The sequence below is a fragment of the Colwellia sp. MB02u-9 genome, from assembly GCF_014077085.1.
GTDB lineage: Bacteria > Pseudomonadota > Gammaproteobacteria > Enterobacterales > Alteromonadaceae > Cognaticolwellia.
The window spans coordinates 265,144-288,865 of record NZ_JACGVF010000095.1; the positions used below are offsets into that span (position 1 = coordinate 265,144).

22 protein-coding genes are annotated in these 23,722 nt (G+C 38.6%); 12 read left to right on the forward strand and 10 right to left on the reverse strand.

Going from position 1 to position 23,722, the window contains the following annotated elements; translation table 11 throughout:
- Nucleotides 1-77 precede the first annotated feature (77 nt).
- The gene (locus tag H4J65_RS12210; protein WP_182198360.1) at nucleotides 78-944 is read right to left on the reverse strand and encodes a universal stress protein; all 867 of its coding nucleotides are present in this window, start codon (nucleotides 942-944) and stop codon (nucleotides 78-80) included.
- 358 nt (nucleotides 945-1,302) lie between these two features.
- On the opposite strand from H4J65_RS12210, the gene H4J65_RS12215 reads away from it, so the two are divergent.
- The gene (locus tag H4J65_RS12215) at nucleotides 1,303-1,530 is read left to right on the forward strand and encodes a hypothetical protein (protein ID WP_182198361.1); all 228 of its coding nucleotides are present in this window, start codon (nucleotides 1,303-1,305) and stop codon (nucleotides 1,528-1,530) included.
- A 129-nt stretch (nucleotides 1,531-1,659) separates the two neighbouring features.
- Complete coding sequence (locus H4J65_RS12220; RefSeq protein ID WP_182198362.1) at nucleotides 1,660-2,334, forward strand: nitroreductase family protein; 675 nt, start codon at nucleotides 1,660-1,662, stop codon at nucleotides 2,332-2,334.
- A 58-nt stretch (nucleotides 2,335-2,392) separates the two neighbouring features.
- On the opposite strand, the gene H4J65_RS12225 is transcribed toward H4J65_RS12220, so the two are convergent.
- A complete protein-coding gene (locus H4J65_RS12225; protein WP_182138053.1) occupies nucleotides 2,393-2,605 on the reverse strand; it encodes a hypothetical protein in 213 nt (70 codons plus the stop codon).
- A 16-nt stretch (nucleotides 2,606-2,621) separates the two neighbouring features.
- Nucleotides 2,622-2,972 (reverse strand): ribonuclease E inhibitor RraB, encoded by a 351-nt coding sequence (locus H4J65_RS12230; RefSeq protein ID WP_182198363.1) that lies wholly within the window; start codon nucleotides 2,970-2,972, stop codon nucleotides 2,622-2,624.
- A gap of 197 nt (nucleotides 2,973-3,169) precedes the next feature.
- On the opposite strand from H4J65_RS12230, the gene H4J65_RS12235 reads away from it, so the two are divergent.
- Nucleotides 3,170-4,042 carry an RluA family pseudouridine synthase gene (locus H4J65_RS12235; RefSeq protein ID WP_182198364.1) on the forward strand — a complete coding sequence of 291 codons (873 nt, stop codon included), beginning with the start codon at nucleotides 3,170-3,172 and terminating at the stop codon, nucleotides 4,040-4,042.
- Nucleotides 4,043-4,203: 161 nt separating this feature from the next.
- Here H4J65_RS12235 and dapA read toward each other — a convergent pair whose 3' ends face one another.
- Together dapA and H4J65_RS12245 are read right to left on the reverse strand one after the other, a co-directional pair.
- Nucleotides 4,204-5,112: a 4-hydroxy-tetrahydrodipicolinate synthase gene (gene dapA, locus H4J65_RS12240; RefSeq protein ID WP_404851949.1), complete on the reverse strand. Its 909-nt coding sequence runs from the start codon at nucleotides 5,110-5,112 to the stop codon at nucleotides 4,204-4,206.
- Nucleotides 5,113-5,191: 79 nt separating this feature from the next.
- Entirely contained in the window at nucleotides 5,192-5,587 is a 396-nt protein-coding gene (locus H4J65_RS12245) for a hypothetical protein (RefSeq protein ID WP_146879118.1), read from the reverse strand.
- A 468-nt stretch (nucleotides 5,588-6,055) separates the two neighbouring features.
- Here H4J65_RS12245 and H4J65_RS12250 point away from each other — a divergent pair, with 468 nt between their 5' ends.
- The 4 genes from H4J65_RS12250 (at nucleotide 6,056) to H4J65_RS12265 (ending at nucleotide 10,474) form a co-directional block, all read left to right on the forward strand.
- On the forward strand, nucleotides 6,056-7,306 hold the full coding sequence (locus tag H4J65_RS12250; protein ID WP_182198366.1) for a CinA family nicotinamide mononucleotide deamidase-related protein: 1,251 nt from the start codon (nucleotides 6,056-6,058) through the stop codon (nucleotides 7,304-7,306).
- Between the two features lie 227 nt (nucleotides 7,307-7,533).
- Nucleotides 7,534-7,860 carry a hypothetical protein gene (locus tag H4J65_RS12255; RefSeq protein WP_182138048.1) on the forward strand — a complete coding sequence of 109 codons (327 nt, stop codon included), beginning with the start codon at nucleotides 7,534-7,536 and terminating at the stop codon, nucleotides 7,858-7,860.
- 114 nt (nucleotides 7,861-7,974) lie between these two features.
- Nucleotides 7,975-9,660: a DUF342 domain-containing protein gene (locus H4J65_RS12260; protein ID WP_182198367.1), complete on the forward strand. Its 1,686-nt coding sequence runs from the start codon at nucleotides 7,975-7,977 to the stop codon at nucleotides 9,658-9,660.
- Nucleotides 9,661-9,700: 40 nt separating this feature from the next.
- Entirely contained in the window at nucleotides 9,701-10,474 is a 774-nt protein-coding gene (locus tag H4J65_RS12265; RefSeq protein ID WP_182198368.1) for a DUF2884 family protein, read from the forward strand.
- Nucleotides 10,475-10,656: 182 nt separating this feature from the next.
- Here H4J65_RS12265 and H4J65_RS12270 read toward each other — a convergent pair whose 3' ends face one another.
- Nucleotides 10,657-12,306, reverse strand: coding sequence for an electron transfer flavoprotein-ubiquinone oxidoreductase (locus H4J65_RS12270; RefSeq protein ID WP_182198369.1), 1,650 nt, complete (start codon nucleotides 12,304-12,306; stop codon nucleotides 10,657-10,659).
- A gap of 290 nt (nucleotides 12,307-12,596) precedes the next feature.
- On the opposite strand from H4J65_RS12270, the gene H4J65_RS12275 reads away from it, so the two are divergent.
- The 4 genes from H4J65_RS12275 to H4J65_RS12290 all read left to right on the forward strand — a co-directional run bounded on the left by H4J65_RS12275 (nucleotide 12,597) and on the right by H4J65_RS12290 (nucleotide 15,771).
- Nucleotides 12,597-13,349: an electron transfer flavoprotein subunit beta/FixA family protein gene (locus tag H4J65_RS12275; RefSeq protein ID WP_182198370.1), complete on the forward strand. Its 753-nt coding sequence runs from the start codon at nucleotides 12,597-12,599 to the stop codon at nucleotides 13,347-13,349.
- Nucleotides 13,346-14,272 carry an electron transfer flavoprotein subunit alpha/FixB family protein gene (locus H4J65_RS12280; protein WP_182138043.1) on the forward strand — a complete coding sequence of 309 codons (927 nt, stop codon included), beginning with the start codon at nucleotides 13,346-13,348 and terminating at the stop codon, nucleotides 14,270-14,272. Before H4J65_RS12275 ends, H4J65_RS12280 begins: the two co-directional genes overlap by 4 nt.
- 281 nt (nucleotides 14,273-14,553) lie before the next feature.
- Nucleotides 14,554-14,952, forward strand: coding sequence for a stress response translation initiation inhibitor YciH (locus H4J65_RS12285; RefSeq protein WP_182198371.1), 399 nt, complete (start codon nucleotides 14,554-14,556; stop codon nucleotides 14,950-14,952).
- Nucleotides 14,953-14,982: 30 nt separating this feature from the next.
- Nucleotides 14,983-15,771: a response regulator gene (locus H4J65_RS12290; protein WP_182138041.1), complete on the forward strand. Its 789-nt coding sequence runs from the start codon at nucleotides 14,983-14,985 to the stop codon at nucleotides 15,769-15,771.
- Between the two features lie 81 nt (nucleotides 15,772-15,852).
- Here H4J65_RS12290 and H4J65_RS12295 read toward each other — a convergent pair whose 3' ends face one another.
- Entirely contained in the window at nucleotides 15,853-17,418 is a 1,566-nt protein-coding gene (locus H4J65_RS12295; RefSeq protein WP_182198372.1) for a sigma 54-interacting transcriptional regulator, read from the reverse strand.
- 321 nt (nucleotides 17,419-17,739) lie between these two features.
- On the opposite strand from H4J65_RS12295, the gene megL reads away from it, so the two are divergent.
- Nucleotides 17,740-18,957, forward strand: a complete 1,218-nt coding sequence (gene megL, locus H4J65_RS12300) for a methionine gamma-lyase (protein WP_182198373.1) — start codon at nucleotides 17,740-17,742, stop codon at nucleotides 18,955-18,957.
- A 159-nt stretch (nucleotides 18,958-19,116) separates the two neighbouring features.
- On the opposite strand, the gene H4J65_RS12305 is transcribed toward megL, so the two are convergent.
- The 3 genes from H4J65_RS12305 to topA all read right to left on the reverse strand — a co-directional run bounded on the left by H4J65_RS12305 (nucleotide 19,117) and on the right by topA (nucleotide 23,648).
- Nucleotides 19,117-19,548 carry an HIT domain-containing protein gene (locus tag H4J65_RS12305; RefSeq protein WP_182198374.1) on the reverse strand — a complete coding sequence of 144 codons (432 nt, stop codon included), beginning with the start codon at nucleotides 19,546-19,548 and terminating at the stop codon, nucleotides 19,117-19,119.
- A gap of 93 nt (nucleotides 19,549-19,641) precedes the next feature.
- On the reverse strand, nucleotides 19,642-20,574 hold the full coding sequence (gene ylqF / locus H4J65_RS12310) for a ribosome biogenesis GTPase YlqF (protein WP_182138037.1): 933 nt from the start codon (nucleotides 20,572-20,574) through the stop codon (nucleotides 19,642-19,644).
- 392 nt (nucleotides 20,575-20,966) lie between these two features.
- Entirely contained in the window at nucleotides 20,967-23,648 is a 2,682-nt protein-coding gene (topA, locus tag H4J65_RS12315; RefSeq protein ID WP_182138036.1) for a type I DNA topoisomerase, read from the reverse strand.
- Between the last annotated feature and the right edge of the window lie 74 nt (nucleotides 23,649-23,722).

Genomic DNA, 23,722 nt, shown 5'->3' on the forward strand with positions numbered 1-23,722 from the left:
GCGCCTTGATGGCGCTTTTTTTTATGCCTCCTAACTTTTTTATGCCTCCTAATAAGTACTATTGTGCATTAGACCTTTTAGCTTTTAGCTTTTAAAATGAGGGCATCACAAGCTAAGCCATCAACAACATACTCGCAAGAGTGGCCTTTAAGTAAATCGATTAAACCATGATGCTCACCAGCCCCAAGGGTAACAATATTCGCATGATATTTTTTAGCTACATGTGGAATAACGTACTCGGGTAATCCCGGTTCAACGTGTATAGACTCTGGTTGTAAACCATAGCGTAATGCTGAGTCTTGTAAGTGACGCCAATGCTGTTGTAATGGCTCTTCAAATCCTCCGGCAAATAGCTGGTCAGCCAATGAAATGCTTGGCTGTTCTTGATAACAGTTGAGCAAATGCACTTCACTATTTAATAGTGTAGCCAAGTACTGACTTTTATCTATCATAAAATGGTTTAGTTGTTGATGTTTTTCAGTTAACTCTTCTGTTTCTAGCGCCGCTAGAATCTTGCCTCTGTTTGGCCATTGTGTTTCACCAACGAGCAAGAGATTTGTCTCACCTTCGCGCAATAAATAATAATTATCAGACCAAGATAAACCCCACTGAAAATGTGCTGAATGAATGTCTTTAATCAGTAAATCATAAGCATGTTCAGTAATTTCAGCTAGTATCGCTTGGTGAGAAAACGGCGCTGCACAATATTTTATATTGATATCCATGTTAAGTCTTGATGCTTGATAGCCATTTAGCATGGCTAAATCTGCTATTTTTTGTTGATAAATCAACTCAAGATGCGGCGCTATTTCATTACCTTGATTATTGGCCATAATCGTTAAACTTGCCTTGGCACGTTGCGCAAGCGTTAGCGCTTTGTGCAGTAATGTTTGATTTTGGCCAATATTTTCAGCAACCACTAAAATATTCTTAAAGCTTTTCATTTTAAAACCTTATTTATCCCTAAGGAGTTAATGAATAACTTTAGTCCATTTAAATTTCTGCGTTGATAATTATGCTGTCAAACACAAGTGGTTTTTTATTGATTTCACTACGCTTGCGAGCATTAAAAAATAAAACCTCATAAGCTATTGAAATAAAAAATTTAAACCTCGCACTGAAAAAAAGCTATGAGATTATAAACTTCACTTCTTTCATATATTATTTTTGAATATAAATTAACTTATATATTCCTATTTAGTTAATTATACTTATTAATGAATAATTAACTTTGTATAGTAAGAAAATCAGCCATTGAAAAAAGTCACATCGATAAAGCCGCTCTATCTAGAGAAAGCATTAATGGCAACATACGTATGGTTGCGCATAACCTTAAGCTATTGCGTTGTGGGTGCGGTTATCACCACACTGTTGTCTGCCTATATTCAAACGGTGAGTTTACCCGCCATCAGCTTAATTATGACCCTATTCCTTTTCATTGGCGTGTATAACGCTGAAGTTACCCGTCGCTATACTGGGCTCAATAGCTATTTGATTAAGTTATCTCATCAAAAACACCACGATTTTTAAATCACTACCCTCCCCCTGATATATCTAGCAACTTCTCGCTCCTTTAAAATATAGTTTGCTGACATAAACTTGCCTTTTGATGAGTTTTATCGATAAGCTATAAAAAATATTGATAAGAGAAGTTAGTTTATGAAGGCCCATAACTCATCGCCTTTAAGCGATTATATTGAATACCCCCCTGAAGAAATGTTACAGCGCTCGGCTGAATTTTATGAAAATATTAAACGTCGCCACAGTGTTCGCAGTTTTAGTGATCGCTTGGTGGCAAAACAGATCATTGAAAACTGTATAAAAGCAGCAGGAACAGCGCCAAGTGGTGCTAATCATCAGCCATGGCATTTTGTTGCAATCAACGATATTGACGTTAAAAAACAAATACGCCAGCAAGCTGAGATCCACGAAAGTAATTTCTATCAGGGCCGAGCAAGTGAAGAATGGTTAGACGCTTTAAAGCCTTTAGGCACAGATGCTAAAAAGCCTTACCTAGAGCATGCGCCTTGGTTAATTGCGGTTTTCAGTGAGAAAAAAGGCGGGGTTGCTACAGCAGATAAGAATACCAATTATTATGTGCATGAGTCGGTGGGTATCGCCACTGGTTTTTTAATTAATGCCTTACACTCAAGCGGCTTAGTCACCTTAACCCATACCCCAAAACCCATGTCATTTTTAAGTAAAATTTGTGGTCGTGATGATAATAGCCGCCCTTATATGCTGCTTATTGTTGGTTATCCAAGTGAAAACGCGACCATTCCAGATCACGCAACAACAAAAAAAACGCTTGCAGATATCGCAACATTTTTATAGCAAATAAAACATAACGAGCTAGGCCAAACGTACGAGCTAAGAAAAATCACTTAACTCGTTATATGACAAAATCTAAAGCGATATTCGTGCAACCTTTAGCACAGAATAAACCTGTGGTTTTTTTATCTTCAGGCAAAGTAACTCTGATAAATGTTCCACATTGCTTACATGCCATGTCTCGTCCCGCTAGCACTTTTTTTATCAAGGCTTTTTGATCATTAAATGATTTAGCGCTGACACTTTTTAGACGATCAAACTGTTGTTCATCCATAAAAAATTCTCAACCTTTAGGTTTTGCTCGTATCAACACAATACCAGCCGTCATACTGGCCAGAAAAGGGTGTTGCGCTAGTCATTAGTAGCTCTTGATAAGCGGCGATATTTTCATAACTCGCTGACATAAAAGGATAAGCAGTAATTTCCCAAGGAAGATTGTCATCGCCTTCATAAGGACAAAAAGATAATTTCTGATTGTTTTCTAACAGTAACTGACCAAATTTTAAGGCTTGGTCTTGACTTGAGAAAATGGTGGAAAATTCAAACTCGCGTTCAATAGTTAAATCATCACCACTATTTAACATCTCCCATAGTGCGTTACCGACGTTATCGAGTGGAAATAATTTTTCGTTACGTTGCATAGCTTGTGCTCATATTAGTTTTACTGTTGCGGGTATTTTATCTTTCTCTGAAGTTAAAAACCAAGGGCAATTACACTTAATTAAACATATTTATCGTCAATATTCCCTTGCAGCAATAATAAGTTGCTTTTAGCCATGCCAATTATTGGAAGAAATTTGTTAAACTAAGCATTAATTATTAATTGAGTAGATTTATTTTGAAAAAATTTGAATGCCATATCAATATTGATCGCGCGATAAATATCGTTGAAGCGCTGCAAATTCAATGTGACTTAAGCGTCGGTGAAATAAAAAAAGCGATTGATAAAGGCGCATTATGGCATAGCCGCGGTAAAACGACACAACGCTGCCGTCGCCTGAAAAAAAAATTACATATCGACGATAAACTGCATTTTTATTATGACGTGAATGTTTTATCTCAAACCCCAACACCGGCAATATTAATCGCCGACTTAAGTGATTACAGTGTTTGGTATAAACCTTACGGCATGTTGTCTCAGGGCTCAAAGTGGAGTGACCATTGCACCGTAACGCGCTGGGCACAAAAAAACTTGCTTCCTGAACGGCCAGTTTTCCCCGTACATCGTCTTGACCGTGCCGCCACTGGCTTAATTTTAGTTGCTCACAGTAAAAGTGCCGCACGGGCATTAAGTATGATTTTTGAGCAAAACCAAGTAGAAAAAACCTATCATATTATTGTTCATGGCGATCACCAGCAGCGTCCGCAACCTGAAACTATTGACTTGGCTATTGATGATAAAAGCGCGCGCAGTCATTTTCTTTGTCTTGAACATCACCAAGCAAGCAATTTATCTTTACTGCAAGTTAACATTGAGTCTGGTCGCAAGCATCAAATACGCATTCACGCTGCTAGCATTGGCTTGCCCGTGGTTGGCGACCGACTGCATGGCAAGGCAGCAGAGCTAAATCAACTCAACAACGCTGATGAGCAAGTAGATTTACAACTTTGCGCCGTACAGCTCAAATTTTTCTGTCCAACAAACAAAACTGAGCAGCACTTTTCTCTGCCGATTGAACTTCACCCGCAATTAGCAAAATTGCTCGATTAGCAGCAAGTTCAAGTAAATTTAACTTACTTTTAACTTACTTTTAATTTACTTTTAGATTAGTTATAGCCTTAGAAACAAAAACAGCGAGCATAAGCTCACTGTTTTTTTAATTTTTAAGACCTGGTTAGGTTATGAACTTAACGCTTTAGGTGTTAGGTTTTTTAACAACAATATTGAAAATCATCATCTGCCATTAACATCAGTTTATCACCTACAAGTTCATCTTTAGCAATATTGGCAAGTAGGGCTAGACCTTGTTCACGCTGAACTTTAGTTAATGCTTTATAAGGCATTCTGAAAATAGGCGCTACAGCACCTGTCATCATGAGTGCGGTATTAATACCAATGGGGTTCGGTTCACAAAAAAGCCATTGCATTAACGGTTGCATACTTTGCTGTAAACTGTCGTTTGGCGCATCGATTAATTGTCTCATTAAGTTAGGAACAATATTAGAAGTTACCGAAATAACACCATGAGAGCCATACTGATGGCGCCCAGCGGCACTTTCATCATCATTACCTGACCAGCAAGCAATGCCTCGCTCTTCATAATAGGCGATGCGCTCATTACCGGTACATTCTTTAACACCGATAAAGTTTTTATGTTTTGATAATGGCTTAATTAAGGCGGGCGTTAAATCCTGACCTGTGCGGCTTGGCACGTTGTAAATAAAAGTGGGGCCAATATCAAGCAATTTTTCAAAATGCGCTATGACACCTTCAGATGAGCTGCGACCATAATAGGGATTAATTTGCAGTGTTGCATCCATACCGGCAGCAAAACCATATTGTGTCGCTTTAATAGCTTCTCGAGTGTTGTTACTACCGGTATTACCGATAATAAGTAAATCTTTACCATGTTTGTGAACACTATGAGCAATAAGGATTAAATGTTCTTCCCAAGTAAGCAAGTGTCCTTCACCTGTAGTACCGCCAACAACAATGCCATCAACACCGGCTTTAATTTGTTTAGCGACCAATTGATCATAAGTATTAAAATCTATCTCGCCTTTGACATTAAATGGTGTTTTGATTGCCGTCATTAAACTGGCTGCTTTAAATTGCTTCATCCGAACTCTCATAAAAATGATAAATGGAAACTGATAACAAGAAGACGATACTTTTGCCCTTGTATTAGTTTAAATAAGTTTAACTTAAGGCAATATTATCAATAACTCGGCGCAGGATAAACACTTCATTACTTAAGATGTGTTGATATTCAAAAATTTGGCTATTTAAGGTCAGTACGCGATAAGCATGATAATTATCATCATGCTCTAAGTCCGCCGCATAATGTTCATCATTGACAAATTCACTCTTACTAATGGTAAAGTGAATATCGCCTACTAAACCCCAATCACCTGATTCTACCGATTGTTCTGAAACCGTACCATGGTCGTCATGCTGCATAAAAGTAAATTCATAGCGGCCATCAGCTGAGATTTCTGCAAACTCGGTAAACATGTAACCTTCGTCATCTCGTTCGCTGCGATACCATTTACCAAACAAAAGTGTGCGATGGTACGACTGTATTTTCTTGGTCATTTTATAAAAAGTCTTATTAATTCATAGTGATGTAGCCAAACCACTTCAAGCTAAAGGCTTGGGTATTGGACTAAAAATTGGCTAGTGTTTCAAAAATTTCGCTCGTATTTCAACAATTTTTGTTCGTATTTCAACAATAGTATATTTCTGCTTTATTTTAGTACGGCTTGACTATTTTCACTTAAGCATTGCTATCATCAAGATTACCATATAATACAGGCTTTAGCCTCTATGTTAGTCAGAGTGATAGTGACAGATGAAAGAACCACAAGGTAAAAAAACACACTTAATAACCCCTCTACTTTTGTTTTTTGCTATTAATCGCTCATTTTGCATTATATTTATTATCTATAATGACAATACGGCAATCAGGTGAAAAACAATAAAGCAATCAGCTAAATTTACAGCGCAATCAAGCCACTTTTTCGCTAACATGAAAGCCATATTACAATTGAATTTTGGCGCTATATGACTACTCAGGTGAATATACTGTTAACCGGTAACGAATTGATGAACGGCGATGTTATTGATACAAACTCAGTAATGTTTGCACAACAGCTCAATGACATTGGCTTAACTATCAATAAAAAAGTAACCATTGCTGATGATCTAGCACTTTTATGTGCCGAAATAGTTCAACTTAGTCAAACAGCAGATGTATTGCTCATTAATGGTGGCCTTGGCCCAACGATTGATGATCTTACATCACAAGCACTAGCACAAGCTTGCTGTGTTGACTTACACCTTGATCCACAAGCACATTCACACTTAAAAAAATGGGCCAAGGGCAGAAACACTCAACTCAATCAACCTAATTTAAAACAAGCTTACTTACCCTTAGGCAGTGAAATTGTTGATAATGCCACTGGCAGCGCTGTCGGTATTCGTATTCAATTAGGCCAGTGTCTGATTATTTGTACCCCTGGGGTGCCAAGTGAATTAAGCCACATGCTAAAAGATGAAATTATTCCTAGCTTGCAGCAATTATTTCCAATAACAAACAAACAAAATCTCATCCGTTTGCAGACTTTTGGTATGGGGGAGTCAACATTACAGGCACTGATCAATGACAAGTTGCCTGACTGGCCTAATGAAATAGCGATTGGTTTTCGCGCTGCGATGCCATTGTTGGAAGTGAAATTAAGCGTTCAATGCCCAAAAGGTAAAGAGCTATTAGCGCAATGGCAGCATAAGCTGAGTAACTTGTTAGGTAGTCATATACTCACAACAGGTAAAAGTAACCATGTAACAATCGCTGATTACCTTGTCCCCTTACTCATTAAATCACAACAAAAAATCACTCTTGCAGAATCTTGTACTGGCGGACTAATTGCCAGTCAGATAACCGCTATAGCTGGCGCTTCAGCAGTTTTTGAAGCCGGCTTTGTCACTTACTCCAATAAGATGAAAAGTGAAATGCTTGATGTGCCGGCGGCAACTTTAATTAGCCACGGCGCGGTTAGTAAGGCAACCGTGTTAGCCATGGCCAAAGGAGCTTTAGCGAAGTCGAATGCCGATTATGTCATCGCTGTTTCCGGTATAGCAGGGCCAGATGGCGCTACAGAAGATAAACCTGTCGGCTCGGTCTGGATAGCTTGGGGTAACAAACAAGCGTTACAGGCGAAGTATTATTGTATCCCTGTCGCTAGACAACATTTTCAGCAGGTGGTTGCTGCTCGCAGTTTAGACTTAATCCGAAGGATGTTAATAAATAGTTAAGATGAACCATACTAGGACCGTATAAGTTAATCTATAAGGCAAATTGAGCTAAGCGAGCGGTTTTATATTGCTTAGTGATTCAAATCTTTATATATTTAGAGCCATTAAATTTTAATCTTATTGCAAGCTGATATTAATATAAAATAATATATTTAAACATTAGCAGCAAAATTTGCTTTGACAACAAGTTAAAGTGACAAGTCACTCATTATCATAGGGAGAGTACTTTGAACGATAAAAACTTTAGAGTCAGTGGCCGTAACACTATTATTCATAAAAACAGAAAAATTGATCTACTTTTGGTTAACGGTGATCATCCAGTGATAATAGTAAGCCATACAGGTATTGATTTATATAAAGGTGTTTTACCAGAAAAACGCATAGATGCAAAAAGAGCCCATCAAGAACTTATTGATTTGTGTAAACCTGACGTGTTTGGCCAAGAAAAAACTTTAGTGTTTATCGAGGCATTAGACAATAAAGAATATAAATTAGATTATTCAAAAATAAACACCGAAAATTTTATTAAAGTTCATCAAGAGAATTATATTTAGGGATAATAAGTTTTATAAAATAATGGAGTTACAGGCTTGTGAGCAAGGTAAGTTCATCAAGAGAATTATATTCAGGGAATAGTAAATTTTATAAAATAATGGAGTTATAGGCTTGTGAGCAAGGTAAGTTTAGTAAGTAACGAAGTCAATAACATCGACCTAGTGTTGTCTCCGATAAAAACGAAGACCCCCCTAACGGAAGCTGATATACATGAGCTAATTAATAACTCTCAATACAGTCATTTATATGTTGTTGAGGCTAATATTAAAAATGCCATCGCTGAACTAGAAAGTGTTTTAAAACCGTTAAAAGAAAATCATACTGGTCGTGAAATAAAATACCAAATACTTGAGCGGCGCGATGCTACGTTTTTAATTGAAATTGCTGACGACAAAATGTCAGCTTCAGCAGAAGTTACAACAGCGCTTGGTGGCCAACACATGAGCGCAAAAGCAATACTCGATGCGGCTCAAGCCGCTAAGGTTTATAAAGGTTTTAGTAAAGAACAATTAATATCACTTGCCAAACGGGCAGCTAAAGAGCCCGCCGGTTCGATGGTAAAGTGTGAAATAGCGCACGGAAAATTACCGATAGAGGGTAAAAATGCCTATGTAAAACTCTTAGTAGAGAGTGCACAAGATAGAATATTAAAACCCAAAAAACGTGATGATGGTAGTGTAGATATGCGCGATCTTGGTGATATTATCTGTGTAAAAATAGGCGATCCTCTCGCTAAAAAAATCCCACTGACTAATGGTATTCCAGGCTATACCGTCACCGGCGATATATTAGACTCTACACCTGGTACAGATATTGACATATTAGTTGGTGAAGGAACCGCTTTAAGCCCAAAAAACAGCAGCATTTTAGTTTCTACCTTGGTTGGCCTACCTCGTATTATTGAAAACGGTATGGAGGTTGACAGTGTTTACCATCTTAAAAATGTTGATGTCGGTACTGGCCATGTTAAATTTAAAGGTAGTGTCATTATAGATGGTGACATTGGTGAAGGCATGAAAGTAGTTGCTACAGGTGACATTTCAATTGGCGGTTTCGTTGAATCTGCTACGCTAGATGCTGGTGGAGATATAACTATTGGCAAAGGTATTATTGGTAAAAAACAAGAAGTTGAATCAGTCGATATTTCTAAAATCCACTTAAGTGCTCATATTAAAGCCAATGGTAAGGTTTTTGCCAAATATTGCCAATACGCCGATATCACCTGTGACTCATTACGAATTGAAAATCAAATAATGCATAGCATAGTAAAGGTTAATAAAACGGTGTGGGTTGGTCGCGAAGAAAAAGCCAACGGTAAACTTATTGCTGGCTATATTAGTGCAGGTAAGTCAGTGCACGCAGGAACAATAGGTGCAACAGCCGGCAGTATGACCATTATAACTTTTGCCCATAGAATGCACGAGTGCTTAGCTAAAATTGTAGAAATTGATCTAGCTATAAAAGCTGAGTCTGATACGCTTTTCGCGCTAAAAGATACAGTGATTAAACTAAAAAAACGCCCCAAAAATAAAGCAAAACCAGAAATATTGGCGAAAGTTATCTCCACTTACCGCTATCATATGAAAAAAATGGCTGAGTTTAGCGCTGAAAAAGAGTCAGATAAAGAGAAGCTGCAAGAATATATGACCAGTGGTTGTGTTGAAGCAAGCGAAAAAGTGTATCCTGGTGTACAAGTTATCATCGGTGAATATCACGATAAAACTCGCCGTGAATACGGCCCTAGTCGTTTCATTTACAAAGACCAAAAAGTTCATATAGAACCACTTGTTTCAATATAATAATTTCCGCTACAAATCCGATATAATATGGAGTTTTGCTATGGCATTTATCGCCCGCAGCTTACTAGTTAGCTGTTTATTTATCAGCGCAGCAAACGCCCAACAATGCGATATTAATTTTAATTATGGTGTTATTATCGATCCAGCTCACCTGCGTATTGTCAATCAGGGGCAAACTTATGTACAAATAAATGGCCAACATCAGCTTTTTGTTTATGGCCGTGAAGTTGCGCTTAACCAGGCACAAAAAAGTCAATTGAGCGAATATACCCGCGGCATTAGATCACAAGTGCCTGCGATAGTTTCAATCGCTATAGAAGGTGTTGAGCTCGGGTTAAAAGCGGTCAATAAAGTGATCAGCAGCTTAACTGGCGAAAACAGTGCTACACATCAACAGTTTCAAGAAAAGTTTGATGAGATGAAATCGCGACTACGTACTCGCTTTAACCATAGCGATGAAAGCTACTATATTGCGCCACAAGATTTCGACGATTTTGATGAGATTTTTGCTGGTGAATTTAAAAAAGAAATCGAAACTATTGTGACTAACTCTGTCGGTAACATTTTAGTCGCTGTGGGTGAAGCCATAACCCATAAAGAAAAACAAAGTACCGAACAACGTGTTGAAACTTTTGACCAACGCATTGAGTCAATGGGTAATGATATAAAAATCGATATAAGTAACCAAGCTAATACGTTAGAAAATAAAGCGGCAATAATTTGTGCAAGCTTACTAAAACTTGATCAGATAGAAAACAAGCTGCAATTAGAAATACCAGCCTTAGCAGAATTCAATTTGATAATAACTCATTAATCAACTGCATTGACAGCGCTCCTCGCTACGGCATTGAAAAAGCACTAAAGTAAACTTTATAATTGTAAAGCCCCATTTTATAAACATAAAAAAACCTGCAATTGCAGGTTTTTTTGTTCAAAAATAGCGATATACACAATCACATCAATCTGAACGAGTGGCTAATCATCCGTTTTATATTACTACATATTAGGATAATTAGGGCCACCGGTGCCTTCTGGTGTTACCCAAGTAATATTTTGGCTCGGATCTTTTATATCACAAGTTTTACAGTGCACACAGTTTTGCGAGTTAATAACAAATTTATCGCCGTCTGTTGTACTTTCAACTTCATATACCCCTGCAGGACAATAAAGTCGCGCTGGCTCACCATATTTGACTAAGTTAACACCAATAGGAATACTGCTATCTGCTAACTTCAAGTGGCATGGCTGCTCTTCTGCATGATTAGTATTTGATAAGAATACTGATGACAGTTTATCAAAACTCAATTTATTATCAGGTTTGGGATAATTAATCACCGGCACATCTGCGGCTAGTTTTAGTTGTTCATGATCTAAGCTGTCATCTTTAAAGTTGAACGGTAACTTACCACCAAAGAAGTTTTGGTCGACTGTGTTATAAGCGCCACCTAAAAAGGTGCCGAACTTGTGCATAGCTGGGCCAAAATTACGTGTCTTATATAATTCGTCATATAACCAAGAATTTTGATACTTCTCTGTAAAACTGGTTAAATCCTTACCACCTTCATCACCGGTTAGTAAGGCATCAAAAATAGACTCAGCCGCCAACATGCCAGACTTCATCGCGGTATGGTTACCTTTGATTTTAGCAAAATTAATGGTACCCGCGTCACAACCTACTAATACCGCACCTGGCATAGTCATTTTAGGTAGTGAATTAAAGCCACCTTTAGCCATTGCTCTTGCGCCATATGATACACGCTTGCCACCTTCAAGATATTGGGCAATTTTAGGATGATGCTTGTAACGTTGAAACTCATCAAACGGACTTAAATGCGGATTGCTATAACTTAAATCAACAATTAAACCAACAAAAACTTGGTTGTTTTCCGCATGATATAAATAACCGCCACCGTTAGTGTCTTTCTCAAGCGGCCAGCCAGCAGAATGCACCACTAAACCTTCTTGGTGCTTTTCAGGGGCAATATCCCAAATTTCTTTAAAACCTAAACCGTAATGTTGTGGTGATTTATCAGCATCCAGGCCAAATTTAGCGATAAGTTCTTTGCCTAAATGGCCACGACAGCCTTCAGCAAAAACCGTGTATTTTGCTTTTAGCTCCATACCCGGCATAAACGAATCTTTAGGCTTACCTTCTGCATCTAATCCCATATCACCGGTAGTAACACCACCAACACTGCCATCGTCATTATAAATAATGCTATGTGCAGGGAAGCCTGGAAAAATCTCCACGCCCAACTCTTCAGCCTGTTCGGCTAACCAACGACAAACATTGCCCATACTAACAATGTAGTTACCGTCATTGTGCATAGTTTTAGGGACACTAAAACTAGGTAATTTTATCGCACTCTTTTCGCCATTAAATAAATAAATATCATCGCCGGTAACAGCGGTATTTAAAGGCGCACCCTTTTCTTTCCAATCAGGAAATAATTCATTTAATGCTCGTGGTTCAAAAACTGCACCAGAAAGAATATGAGCGCCAACTTCAGAGCCCTTCTCAACTACGCAGACCATAAGTTCTTGTTCTTTTTCTTGTGCAAGTTTCATTAGTTGACAAGCAGTCGACAGGCCTGCAGGACCCGCTCCAACAATTACAACATCAAACTCCATTGATTCGCGTTCCATAACATCTCCCATCATTTAATTATTATATGAAATATTCAAACACACGTTTGATTTTCAAACACCTGTTTGATAATATCAAACATTATAGATATATTCGTGTTAAATACTATCTTGTATTGCATTAATTAACGATAATATTTATTTAAACACGATTTGACTGACCATATCGACAGAAGACGTTGACGTAAACGTCATCTGCAAGTAGTCTTTCAAGCCATAATTATAGCGTTAAGTTGAATTAACTTTAGTTTAACCAAGATTACCTACAACCAACATAATCAGAGGCAACGATGAAAGTATTAGTACCCATCAAACGCGTTATTGACTATAACGTAAAAGTACGTGTTAAAGCAGACAATTCAAATGTCGATCTTGCTAATGTAAAAATGGCAATTAACCCTTTTTGTGAAATTGCTGTTGAAGAAGCCGTTCGTTTAAAAGAAGCGGGCATAGCCACTGAAGTTATCGCCGTATCTATTGGTAATAAATCTTGCCAAGAACAGTTGCGTACAGCCCTAGCCTTAGGTGCTGACCGTGCTATTCAAATTGAGACAGATGAAAGCTTAGATTCAATTAACGTTGCTAAACTATTACAAAAAATAGTGGAAGAAGAGCAGCCACAACTGGTTATTCTTGGTAAGCAGTCAATTGACAGCGACAACAACCAAACAGGCCAAATGTTAGCGGCACTTACTGGCATGTCACAAGGTACATTCGCCTCGGCTGTAAGCATTGATGGCGATAAAGTTAATGTCACTCGTGAAGTTGATAGCGGTTTGCAAACTATAGCCTTAACTCTACCAGCTATTGTCACCACTGACTTACGCTTAAATGAACCTCGTTATGCCTCATTACCGAATATAATGAAGGCCAAACGCAAGCCACTAGTGGTAAAAGCGGCCGCTGATTTTGGTATTGATTTAACCGCACGTACTAATTTAATTAAAGTTACACCACCTGCTGAACGCAAAGCCGGTATTATTGTTGAAAGCATTGATGAATTAGTAGAAAAATTAAAAAATGAAGCGAAGGTGATCTCATGAGCATTTTAGTATTTGCCGAACACGATAATAGCGAATTAAAAGCCGATACACTAAAAACTGTTGCAGCAGCGCAAGCTATTGGTGGAGATATTCATCTTTTAGTGGCTGGTCACAACTGTCAAGCCATTGCTGAAGCAGCAAGCAAGGTTAATGGTGTTTCAAAAGTGTTGGTCGCTGATAACGCCGCTTATGAACACCAACTGGCTGAGAATGTTTCATTATTAGTGACTGAACTTGCCGCAGATTATAGCCACATCATGGCGACAGCACTGACAACGGGCAAAAACTTTATGCCACGTGTTGCTGCGTTATTAGATGTTACGCAAATTTCAGATATTATTGCCGTAGAAAGTAGTGACACCTTTGTCCGTCCTATATACGCTGGTAATGCCATTGCCACAGTGCAAAGTTTAGACAGCAAAAAAGTAATTACTGTTCGCTCTACTGGTTTTGACGCCGTTGCAACTGATGGTAATGCTGAAATTATTGCTCTAGACAAGGTCACTGATGCCGGCATTTCTAGCTACGTAAGTGAACAACTTTCGGTTTCAGAAAGACCTGAACTCGGTGCGGCAAGTGTGATCATCTCTGGTGGTCGTGGTATGCAAAACGGCGAAAACTTCAAATTACTTGATGGTATAGCTGATAAGTTAGGCGCAGCCATTGGCGCTTCTCGTGCCGCGGTTGATGCTGGCTTTGTACCAAACGATATGCAAGTGGGTCAAACAGGTAAAATTGTTGCTCCTGACTTATATATCGCCGTAGGTATTTCAGGTGCTATTCAACATTTAGCCGGTATGAAAGACTCTAAAGTCATTGTTGCGATTAACAAAGATGCTGAAGCACCAATATTCCAAGTAGCTGATTACGGTTTAGTGGCTGATTTATTTGACGCTTTACCTGAATTAGAAAGTAAGCTTTAAGCTCACTTTATTCTCTGTATAATAAAACCACTCGAGCAGTGGTTTTATTTTATCCAAATTTTAGCAGTAGGGCCAGTTCCATTAATTGTCTGCTCTACTTTATATGCAGGTAACATCACCAAATACAAAGCATTTATTTAATAACGACTTGTTTAGGGCAATAGGCTACTGCATTGCTTAATAAGCGGCATTGGTAAAGCGATAATGATTAAATAAACAAGCTAGTAGTGGCTTGTTTTAACCAATAGAAATGATCAGAAATTAGTGAGATTGGTACAACTATGACAAAAAAATTTTCTAGCCTAAGTGACTTAGCTAGTGCCTTTGGTAAAAGTATCGACGATACAGCCCCTAAGCAAAATAGTAACGATCAAGCTTTGGTCTATTCAACGGCTGACGGAAGAATATCACCGGCTAAAAGTACGACAGTTACACCGTCAGACGGTTTTGCAAAAGTACGTCGAGAAACTAAAGGCAGAAAGGGAAAAGGTGTTATCACCATTACCGGTTTAGGTTTAGATAATAAAGCCTTAAAAGAACTTGCCAAAAAACTTAAAAAAACCTGTGGCACTGGCGGCAGCGTAGTGGGTGACGTAATAGAAGTTCAAGGTGATAAGCGCGAAGAAATAAAATTAGTGCTCGAAAAAAGTGGCTTTAAGGTCAAATTTATTGGTGGCTAAGTAATCAATTAAAAACTATAGAGTAATATTATGAATCCAAATGAATTATCTTTACTGGTTGTTGAGCCTTCTGACTTACAAAGAAAAATTATAATTAAAGAGTTAAAACAGCTGGGTATCACCCAAGTATCAGAAGCTAAAAACATTGCTGAAGCTTATGACAGTGCCGAAAAATATCCACGTGATTTAATTACCAGCGCGATGTATTTTGATGACGGTAGTGCGATAGAATTGCTGCATAAAATAAGAAATAACCCTGCTATTGCTGACACACCTTTTATGCTAGTTACCAGTGAGAGTCGCCTGAAAAAATTAGAAGAGTTTAAGCAATCTGGTGTTATTGCTTTATTACCAAAACCTTTTACTTCTGATCACTTAGCAACAGCAATAAACACGACCATTGATTTATTATCAACCGATGAGCTAGAACTTGACTACTTTGATGTTCATCAAGTGCGCGTTTTGCTCGTTGATGATAGTCGCCTAGCCAGAAATCATATTAAACGCGTATTGAACAACTTGGGTTTACTTAAAATAACCGAAGCCGTTGATGGTAATGAAGCCATTGCCTTATTAAAAGAAAATATGTATGACCTCGTCGTTACTGACTACAATATGCCAGAAGTCAATGGACAAGAGCTAACCCGATATATTCGCAGTGAGAGCCAACAATCACATATTCCCATACTTATGGTAACGAGTGAAAGTAGTCAAACCCACTTAGCGAATATACTCACTGAGGGCGTTACAGCTATGTGCGATAAACCATTTGAGCCTAAAAACGTTAAACAAATCCTCTACAAAATACTAGAAGATTAAATCATCTTCACAACGGTTACCCACAGTTATTAGTGATTCGGTATTTGGCATTATTTATTAGTTATTTAGTTATTTAGTTATTTAGTTATTAATGCCAAACTGCCTCAATTTCATGGCAATTTTGTTATGTGATACCTTTAATCGCTCTGCCAATTTGCGCGTTGTCGGATAATAAGGATATAAAGCGCTAATAAGCTGCTGTTCAAATTTTGCTTGCGCACTTGCCCAATCCTCAAGCTCGTTTTCTACTTTAAATTTAACCACACCAGTGACTTCAGTTTGTTTAAATTGCGCTAAAGCGACGCTGATATTTTGTGCAGAGATATCACCATATTCATTCAGTGCTACCGCCCTAAACAACACATTTTGTAATTCTCGAATATTGCCGGGCCAAGGATACGATGAGAGTAATTGTATGGCACTTTCATCAATTTTCGGTTGCTGCAAGTTCATTTGTGTTGCCGCAAGCAGCACAAAATGGCGCGCTATTAAGGCAATATCTTCGGCACGTTCACGTAATGGCGGCGAATTTAAATTCAGCACATTTAAGCGATAAAACAAATCCTCCCTAAACTTGTGCTGACTTATCATGGCTAATAAATCTTGATGAGTCGCACTCAGTACTCTAACGTTGGCCTGTAATTCTTTGGTACCACCCAAACGACGAAATTTAAAGTCTTGTAAAAACCTTAATAGTTTAGCTTGTAAATAAGGTGACATTTCAGCAATTTCATCTAAGAATAAAGTGCCGCCTTCCGCCAACTCAAGTAAACCCGGTTTACCACCCTTTTGCGCGCCCGTAAAAGCACCATTTGCGTAGCCAAACAGCTCACTTTCAAGTAAATGTTCAGGTAACGTTGCACAATTTACCGCTAAAAATGGCGCTTGTTGACGTTTGCTCGCATTATGTAAAGCTCTGGCAACAAGCTCTTTACCCGTGCCTGTTTCACCATTAATTAATACCGGCAATTCCAATTCAGCAAAGCGAGCTGTTTGTTCTTTAAGTAATTGGATGCTAGCAGATTGACCAATAATATTATCAAGTCCCTGAGCATCTCTCGTTTGCAGTATCGAAATTTGTCGACCTAAACTGGTGATTGATTTTAAGGATATAACGGCACCAGAGCTGTTTTCTTGTTCACTGATCGGGCTAATTTCTGCTAAGTAACTTTGTCCGGCAATATCAACATTTTGCGAGCTAATTTCATCCAATAACGGCAAGGTGATTTCTATATCAAGTAAGCGATTAACTTTAGCTCCTTTGAGTTGCTCACCGAGTAATGGCGACCCCCCTTTGTGGCGTTGATGATTCACCAATAGCTTTTCACTCGCTTGATTTAATGCCATCACACAAGCGTTTTCATCAATATCGATAATAGCATCAGGCAGACGATTCACTAATGCTCTTAAATGCCGTTCTCGACTTTCTGAGGGTAATAAATCCACTGCCCGACAGTGATCAACTCCGGCAACGCTCATTAATGCTTTTTTTACTTTATTAAAACTAATGGCACTTTTGGCCAAATGCACAAATATAAATTGTGAGCTTACTTCCATTGCTTGAATGTCTAGCGCCAAACCAGTAAAAGTTGCCAATATTTCTTGGCTAATACCCATTCGGTCTTCAGATTTTATTTCTATTCGCACCTAAACTCCTCATCAATACCATACACATCTAGTGTTGTAATAAATATATTACATCGTAATGTAATTATTACAACAAACAAACCTCAAGCAAAGCTATAGCCAACAAGGCTTTCTTGTATATTTTAACTTATTATCTTTATTAGCTACAAGGAGTTTGTAATAAATATATTACAAACTCCTTGTTAAATCTAATTAAAAAAACATAAGCCACTGATAAATAAGAATATAAAAAGATGGCAATATAATTGCTTCAGAACTATTAATAAGTGACTGACTTACAGCTAACAACAATAATAATTCTCCCAAAGATAAAGGTATCCCATGTCAGAAAGTAAACATATTGAAACTCAAGCGATTCATTCAGGCCGTATTAATGACGAACAATTTGGTTCATTAGCTACGCCACTTTATCAAACCTCTACTTTTATCTTCGACAACGCACAACAAGGTGCTGATAGGTTTGCAGGCAAAGCTGAAGGCTATATATATAGCCGTTTAGGTAATCCAACAACTCGACAATTAGAAATGCGAGTAGCCGCAATGGAAGGCATGGAAGACGCCGCGGCCACGGCTACTGGTATGGGCGCTGTCTCTGGCGCTTTACTGAGTAATTTATCTTGTGGCGATCATTTAATTTCATCAAAAGCGGTTTATGGTTGTTCATTTGCTTTAATGAATCATCAACTTACCCGATGGGGTATTGAAGTTAGCTTTGTTGATATGGCAAACCCTGCAGAGATTGAAGCAGCTATAAAATCCAATACAAAAGTCATCTTTTTAGAAACACCGGTAAATCCAAACTTAGCGGTATACGACTTAGCCATGATTGGTGAAATAGCGCAAAAACACAATATTATTTCTATCGTCGATAACACCTTTTTAACGCCAGTATTACAGCAACCGGGAAAGTATGGCATAGATATAGTAGTGCATAGCGCAACAAAATATTTAAACGGTCATGGTGATGTGGTTGCTGGTATTATTTGTGGTACTAGTGAAATGATCATGATGATAAAAATGACGGTACTCAAAGATATTGGCGCAACCATGAGTCCACATGATGCATGGTTGATCATGCGAGGCCTTAAAACCTTACCTATTCGTATGGAACGCCATTGCAGTAACGCTGAAAAAATAGCGAAATTTCTAGAAAGTAATCAGCAAGTCACGCACGTTTATTATCCAGGCCTAAAAAGCCACCCAGGACATAAATTTATCGGCTCGCAAATGAAAGCAGCTGGCGGTGTTATTGCTTTTGAAATTGATAGTGATTTAGCCGGTGGTAGTGATTTTATTAACCGTATGCAGTTATTTTCAATTGCCGTTAGTTTAGGCGATGCAGAGTCTCTTATTCAACATCCTGCCTCGATGACACATTCACCTTATACGCAAGAAGAGCGTTTAGCCGCCGGCATCAGCGATAGTTTAATTAGAATATCGGTTGGTCTTGAAAATGTTGATGATTTAATTGAAGATTTGAGCCAGTCTCTTGCCATGATGAAGCAATCGTCTGTTGCAAAAAAAACCTGTATAGCTTAGTTAAGCTGATTTAGGCTTGCACGATTATACCTGCTGCACTTCAAATACTGGTTTGTCTCTTGAAATATAGCGGGTAAATACAAGAAGCCTTAATACACTGAGTATTAAGGCTTCGCTATATTAAAGCTTAGTTATATTAAAGCTAAGCTATATTGAAACTTAGTTATCAGATAACAATATGGCTGATAATTTAGGTATTATGCGACTTTTGATAACGTCTAGTTCGATATCTGTATAAGGTGTTAGCGCTTGCTGCCCCCAAATAGGCTTTGGCCAACAGGCATCTTTTTCATAACGCACTATGTGGTGTAAATGCAATTGTGATACTACATTGCCTAAGGCTGCCACATTCATTTTGTCACCTTTAAATTCCTGCATCAGCACTTCACTTAGCATGCTTGATTCATTTAATAGCTGTTGCTGTTGTTGCCAATCCAGTTGATATATATCCTGAATACCATCGACTTTTGGCACTAAAATGAACCAAGGGTAAGCACTGTCATTACACAGTAATAAACGAGAAAGTGGAAAATCCGCCATAACAAAGCAGTCATTGGCTAATTGTGGATGTAATTTAAATTGCTCACTCATATTGCTACCTTATCTTAATCTTATAACTAAACTTACTGATTAAACTTATCACTAAATTTTTAATGCTAAGTTTAGTAATGAGCTTAGTTAATACTAACGTTTATTGCGGCGACCTCGGCCTCTGGCGAGTTTTTTGGCTTCTCTGGCAGCAACTTTGTCTGCTTCAACCTTATCAAAATGCACCACCTCTGCTATCACCATTTCTGGCGTTTCAAAGGATATGCCGCCTAAGGTTTTATCGCGAATTTCATTAATTAATATTTCAGACGCTTTGTGAAAGTCAATGTGTCCGCCGCTTTTAACACAACCACGACGTTTACCAATCGCTTCAATTAACTCAACTTCTTGTGCTGGCAGCTCCTCAATGGCGTAACGCTCTTTTAAACGTTCAGGGTAAGCAGCCAATAAATATTCAGCAGCAAAACAAGCAATTTCTTCATGATCAAATGCGGTGTCTTTCACTGCGCTGGTGATCGCTAAACGATAACCACTATTTTCATTGACTATTTTCGGCCAAAGCATACCTGGGGTGTCATATAAATATAAACCCTCATCTAAACGTATTCTTTGCTGACCTTTGGTTACCGCAGGTTCATTACCGACTTTAGCCTTAGCTTTACCGACTAGGGTGTTAATCAAGGTAGATTTTCCCACATTAGGGATCCCCATGATAACGGCATTAATTTGCTTACCGGCTTCATCTTTATTAGCGGCTAATTTTCGAATTAAGTTAGGAAGTGTCTTAGCAACCGATGGCGACTCTGTGGTTAATGCAATCGCTTTTACGTTATGCTGAGACTCTAAATAGTTCAGCCATAACTCGGTGACTTTAGGATCAGCTAAGTCTGATTTATTTAAAATTTTAATTAATGGTTTATCACCACGAATTTCAGTGATCATGGGGTTTTCGCTACTAAAAGGTAAACGCGCATCACAAACTTCAATCACCACATCAATTTGCGGTAAAATTTCTTTAATTTCTCTTTGGGCTTTATGCATATGCCCCGGGAACCAATTAATCGCCATAATAAATCTTTGATAAAATAAAACAGATTTTATCACTGATAATAATGAAAAGCTGTTGAAACTCGACATTGTTTTTGACATCGCCGTTTTTTTCACATTAACGCACATGAATGTACGGATGCCGTGCAGCTATTTTTTATCGGGATGAAAATCATTAAAGTAATGCAGGAGCAATTACTGAGATGGCGATGAACCGCCATATGAACACGGCATTGCCGGCAAGGATTTTGGAACTTAGTTTTTTCTAGCACAAAAAAACGCTTACAAGCTCAAACTGAGTGTTTGTCGTGAACATAAAAAAAGCGCTCTTAGAGCGCTTTTTTTTGTAACATTACTGCTCTATTCTACTTCAAGATACCGTTTCAGCATTTTGAAGTAGAGCAGTTATCTATTTAGGCTGTTTTTTTCGCCTTAGGCTTAGCTTTAGCTTTAGGTTTTGCTTTGGCTTTTACTACTTTTTTCTTAGCGAGTTCTTCAACCCACTTATCATCAACATACTTAGCATTCCAACCCGTTGCTTTGCCTTCAACTTCAGTCATAACATATTGTGACTTAGTTTTTCGACTATAACGAACAACCGCTAAGTTGCCTTCTGGATCTTGCGCTGGTGCATCGGCTAGGTAATAGAATTTTTCTGAAATTCTATCGCGAAAACGCGCTAGCTCAGCAACTTTAGGTGCTCGTGTTTCCCGTGATTTAGGGAAGGTATTGGCCGCTAAAAAGATACCGGCTGCGCCATCACGTAACACAAAGTGTGCTTCAGACTTTTCACATGCTAATTCAGGTAATTGTACTGGGTCTTCTTTGGGTGGCGCAGCTTCGCCACTGGCTAATAACTTACGGGTGTTTTTACACTCGCTGTTAGTACAATCAAAATACTTACCAAAACGGCCTGATTTTAACTCCATTTCAGCATCACAACGGTCACATGCTAAAATAGGTCCGTCGTAACCTTTAAGTTTAAACTCACCGGTTTCTAATTCTAGGCCGTCACAAACTGGATTATTACCACAAACATGCAATTTGCGTGTTTCGTCAATCAGGTAACTGTCCATCGCCGTGCCACATTTCTCACAACGGTGCATAGCACGTAACGCTTCAGTTTCTTGGTCTTCAGCTAAGACACTAACCGCTTCTTCACCAGGCGTTAAGTTCATGGTAGTAGTACAACGCTCTTTCGGTGGTAATGCATAGCCAGAACAGCCTAAAAACACACCCGTTGAGCCAGTTCTAATACCCATTTTACGACCACAGGTTGGGCAATCAATATCGGTTACAATTGGTTCGTTATTACGCATGCCACCTTCCTCAGAAGGCGTGTCGGCAAGTTCTAGCTGCTCGGTAAAGCTTTTATAGAAGCCGTTTAATACATCTTTCCAGTTACTTTTACCTTCAGCAACTTCATCTAACTCCTGCTCCATATTGGCAGTGAAGTCATAATTCATTAATTTTTTAAAGCTACCCGATAAGCTATCGGTAACAATTTCACCCATTTTTTCGGCATAAAAGCGTTTTTTATCTAAGCGCACATAACCACGATCTTGAATGGTAGAAATAATTGACGCATAAGTCGAAGGACGACCAATTGAACGTTTTTCTAACTCTTTAACTAACGATGCTTCACCAAAACGCGCTGGTGGCTTAGTAAAGTTTTGCGATGGATTTAACTGTTGAAGTGTTAATACTTCACCTACGGCTAAATCAGGTAAATGGGTGTCATCACCTTTTGATAGTTGCGGGTGAACACGTGTCCAACCGTCAAATTGCATTACACGCCCTTTCGCTTTTAAATCAAAGCCAGAAGCATCAACGGTAATGGTACTTACCGTGTAACGTGCTGCCGTCATTTGACAAGCCACAAATTGGCGCCAAATTAATTCGTATAACTTTTTCGCGTCCGCATCAACATCAGTGATAAAAGCCGCTTCAAGCTTAACGTTTGATGGACGAATAGCCTCATGCGCTTCTTGAGCATTACCTTTACTGGTATAAACTTTCGCATTTTCTGGTAAATAATTTTCACCAAAATTATCAGTAATATAACCTCGACAAGTTTCAACCGCATCTTTACTTAAATTGGTCGAGTCGGTACGCATATAAGTAATATGACCCGCTTCGTATAAACGTTGCGCAAGCCCCATAGTACGTTTAACACCAAAGCCTAATTTAGTACTAGCCGCCTGTTGCAATGTTGAAGTAATAAAGGGTGCTGACGGCGTACTTTTTGACGGTTTGTCTTCACGTTTACTTACTGTATAAGCCGATGATTTTAAGACAGTTAACGCTTTGTTCGTATCGGCTTCGTTGGTTGGCTTAAAAGCTTTGCCATGGTCATGAGTAACATCTAATGCAAAGTCGCTACCTGTAGAGGTTTGCGTATCGGCACTAACTTCCCAATATTCTTTTGGATCAAAAGCTTTAATTTCACGCTCTTTTTCCACGACAAGTTTAACGGCAACCGATTGCACACGACCAGCTGATAAACCTCGAGCTACTTTTTTCCACAATAATGGGCTGACCATAAAGCCAACCACACGATCGAGAAAACGTCGTGCTTGTTGGGCATTAACCCCAGGCATGCTTAATTCGCCTGGTGCAGAAAACGCTTGTTGAATGGCGTTTTCAGTAATTTCGTTGAAAACTACGCGCTTAAATTTAGCGTCATCGCCACCAATAATTTCTTTTAAGTGCCATGCAATTGCCTCACCCTCTCTATCCAAATCGGTTGCGAGATAGATAGTATCTGCGGTACTGGCAAGTTTGATTAATTCAGCAACAACTTTTTCTTTGCCTTCCAATATTTGATAATTCGCGGCCCAATCGTTATCAGGATCAATACCCATACGATTAACTAATGCGAGTTTGTCGCGTTTAGCTTTATATTTAGCTTTCGCCGCAGGCGCCATTTTTCTTACTTCAGCAGGAGATTTTGCCGCTACTTTTTTACCCGTGCTACTATGCGGTAGATCACGAACGTGACCCACACTAGATTTAACAATAAAATCTTTACCAAGGTACTTGTTAATTGTTTTCGCTTTGGCTGGCGATTCCACAATTACCAGAGATTTTGCCATATTATTTTATATTCCTACTAAGCTGACGATGTCAGTTGCGTCACAGTTATTTGCATTGAATAACTTAATATTGC

Excerpts from the sequence above, each read along its gene's own strand:
- H4J65_RS12290 (WP_182138041.1), top strand. The coding sequence starts at position 14,983 with ATGAATCCAAATGAATTATCTTTACTGGTTGTTGAGCCTTCTGACTTA.
- H4J65_RS12225 (WP_182138053.1), bottom strand. The coding sequence starts at position 2,605 with ATGGATGAACAACAGTTTGATCGTCTAAAAAGTGTCAGCGCTAAATCA.
- H4J65_RS12275 (WP_182198370.1), top strand. The coding sequence starts at position 12,597 with ATGAAAGTATTAGTACCCATCAAACGCGTTATTGACTATAACGTAAAA.
- H4J65_RS12230 (WP_182198363.1), bottom strand. The coding sequence starts at position 2,972 with ATGCAACGTAACGAAAAATTATTTCCACTCGATAACGTCGGTAACGCA.
- H4J65_RS12245 (WP_146879118.1), bottom strand. The coding sequence starts at position 5,587 with ATGACCAAGAAAATACAGTCGTACCATCGCACACTTTTGTTTGGTAAA.
- H4J65_RS12285 (WP_182198371.1), top strand. The coding sequence starts at position 14,554 with ATGACAAAAAAATTTTCTAGCCTAAGTGACTTAGCTAGTGCCTTTGGT.
- H4J65_RS12215 (WP_182198361.1), top strand. The coding sequence starts at position 1,303 with ATGGCAACATACGTATGGTTGCGCATAACCTTAAGCTATTGCGTTGTG.
- megL (WP_182198373.1), top strand. The coding sequence starts at position 17,740 with ATGTCAGAAAGTAAACATATTGAAACTCAAGCGATTCATTCAGGCCGT.
- H4J65_RS12250 (WP_182198366.1), top strand. The coding sequence starts at position 6,056 with ATGACTACTCAGGTGAATATACTGTTAACCGGTAACGAATTGATGAAC.
- H4J65_RS12220 (WP_182198362.1), top strand. The coding sequence starts at position 1,660 with ATGAAGGCCCATAACTCATCGCCTTTAAGCGATTATATTGAATACCCC.
- H4J65_RS12265 (WP_182198368.1), top strand. The coding sequence starts at position 9,701 with ATGGCATTTATCGCCCGCAGCTTACTAGTTAGCTGTTTATTTATCAGC.
- ylqF (WP_182138037.1), bottom strand. The coding sequence starts at position 20,574 with ATGGCGATTAATTGGTTCCCGGGGCATATGCATAAAGCCCAAAGAGAA.
- H4J65_RS12280 (WP_182138043.1), top strand. The coding sequence starts at position 13,346 with ATGAGCATTTTAGTATTTGCCGAACACGATAATAGCGAATTAAAAGCC.
- dapA (WP_404851949.1), bottom strand. The coding sequence starts at position 5,112 with ATGAAGCAATTTAAAGCAGCCAGTTTAATGACGGCAATCAAAACACCA.
- H4J65_RS12270 (WP_182198369.1), bottom strand. The coding sequence starts at position 12,306 with ATGGAACGCGAATCAATGGAGTTTGATGTTGTAATTGTTGGAGCGGGT.
- topA (WP_182138036.1), bottom strand. The coding sequence starts at position 23,648 with ATGGCAAAATCTCTGGTAATTGTGGAATCGCCAGCCAAAGCGAAAACA.
- H4J65_RS12210 (WP_182198360.1), bottom strand. The coding sequence starts at position 944 with ATGAAAAGCTTTAAGAATATTTTAGTGGTTGCTGAAAATATTGGCCAA.
- H4J65_RS12305 (WP_182198374.1), bottom strand. The coding sequence starts at position 19,548 with ATGAGTGAGCAATTTAAATTACATCCACAATTAGCCAATGACTGCTTT.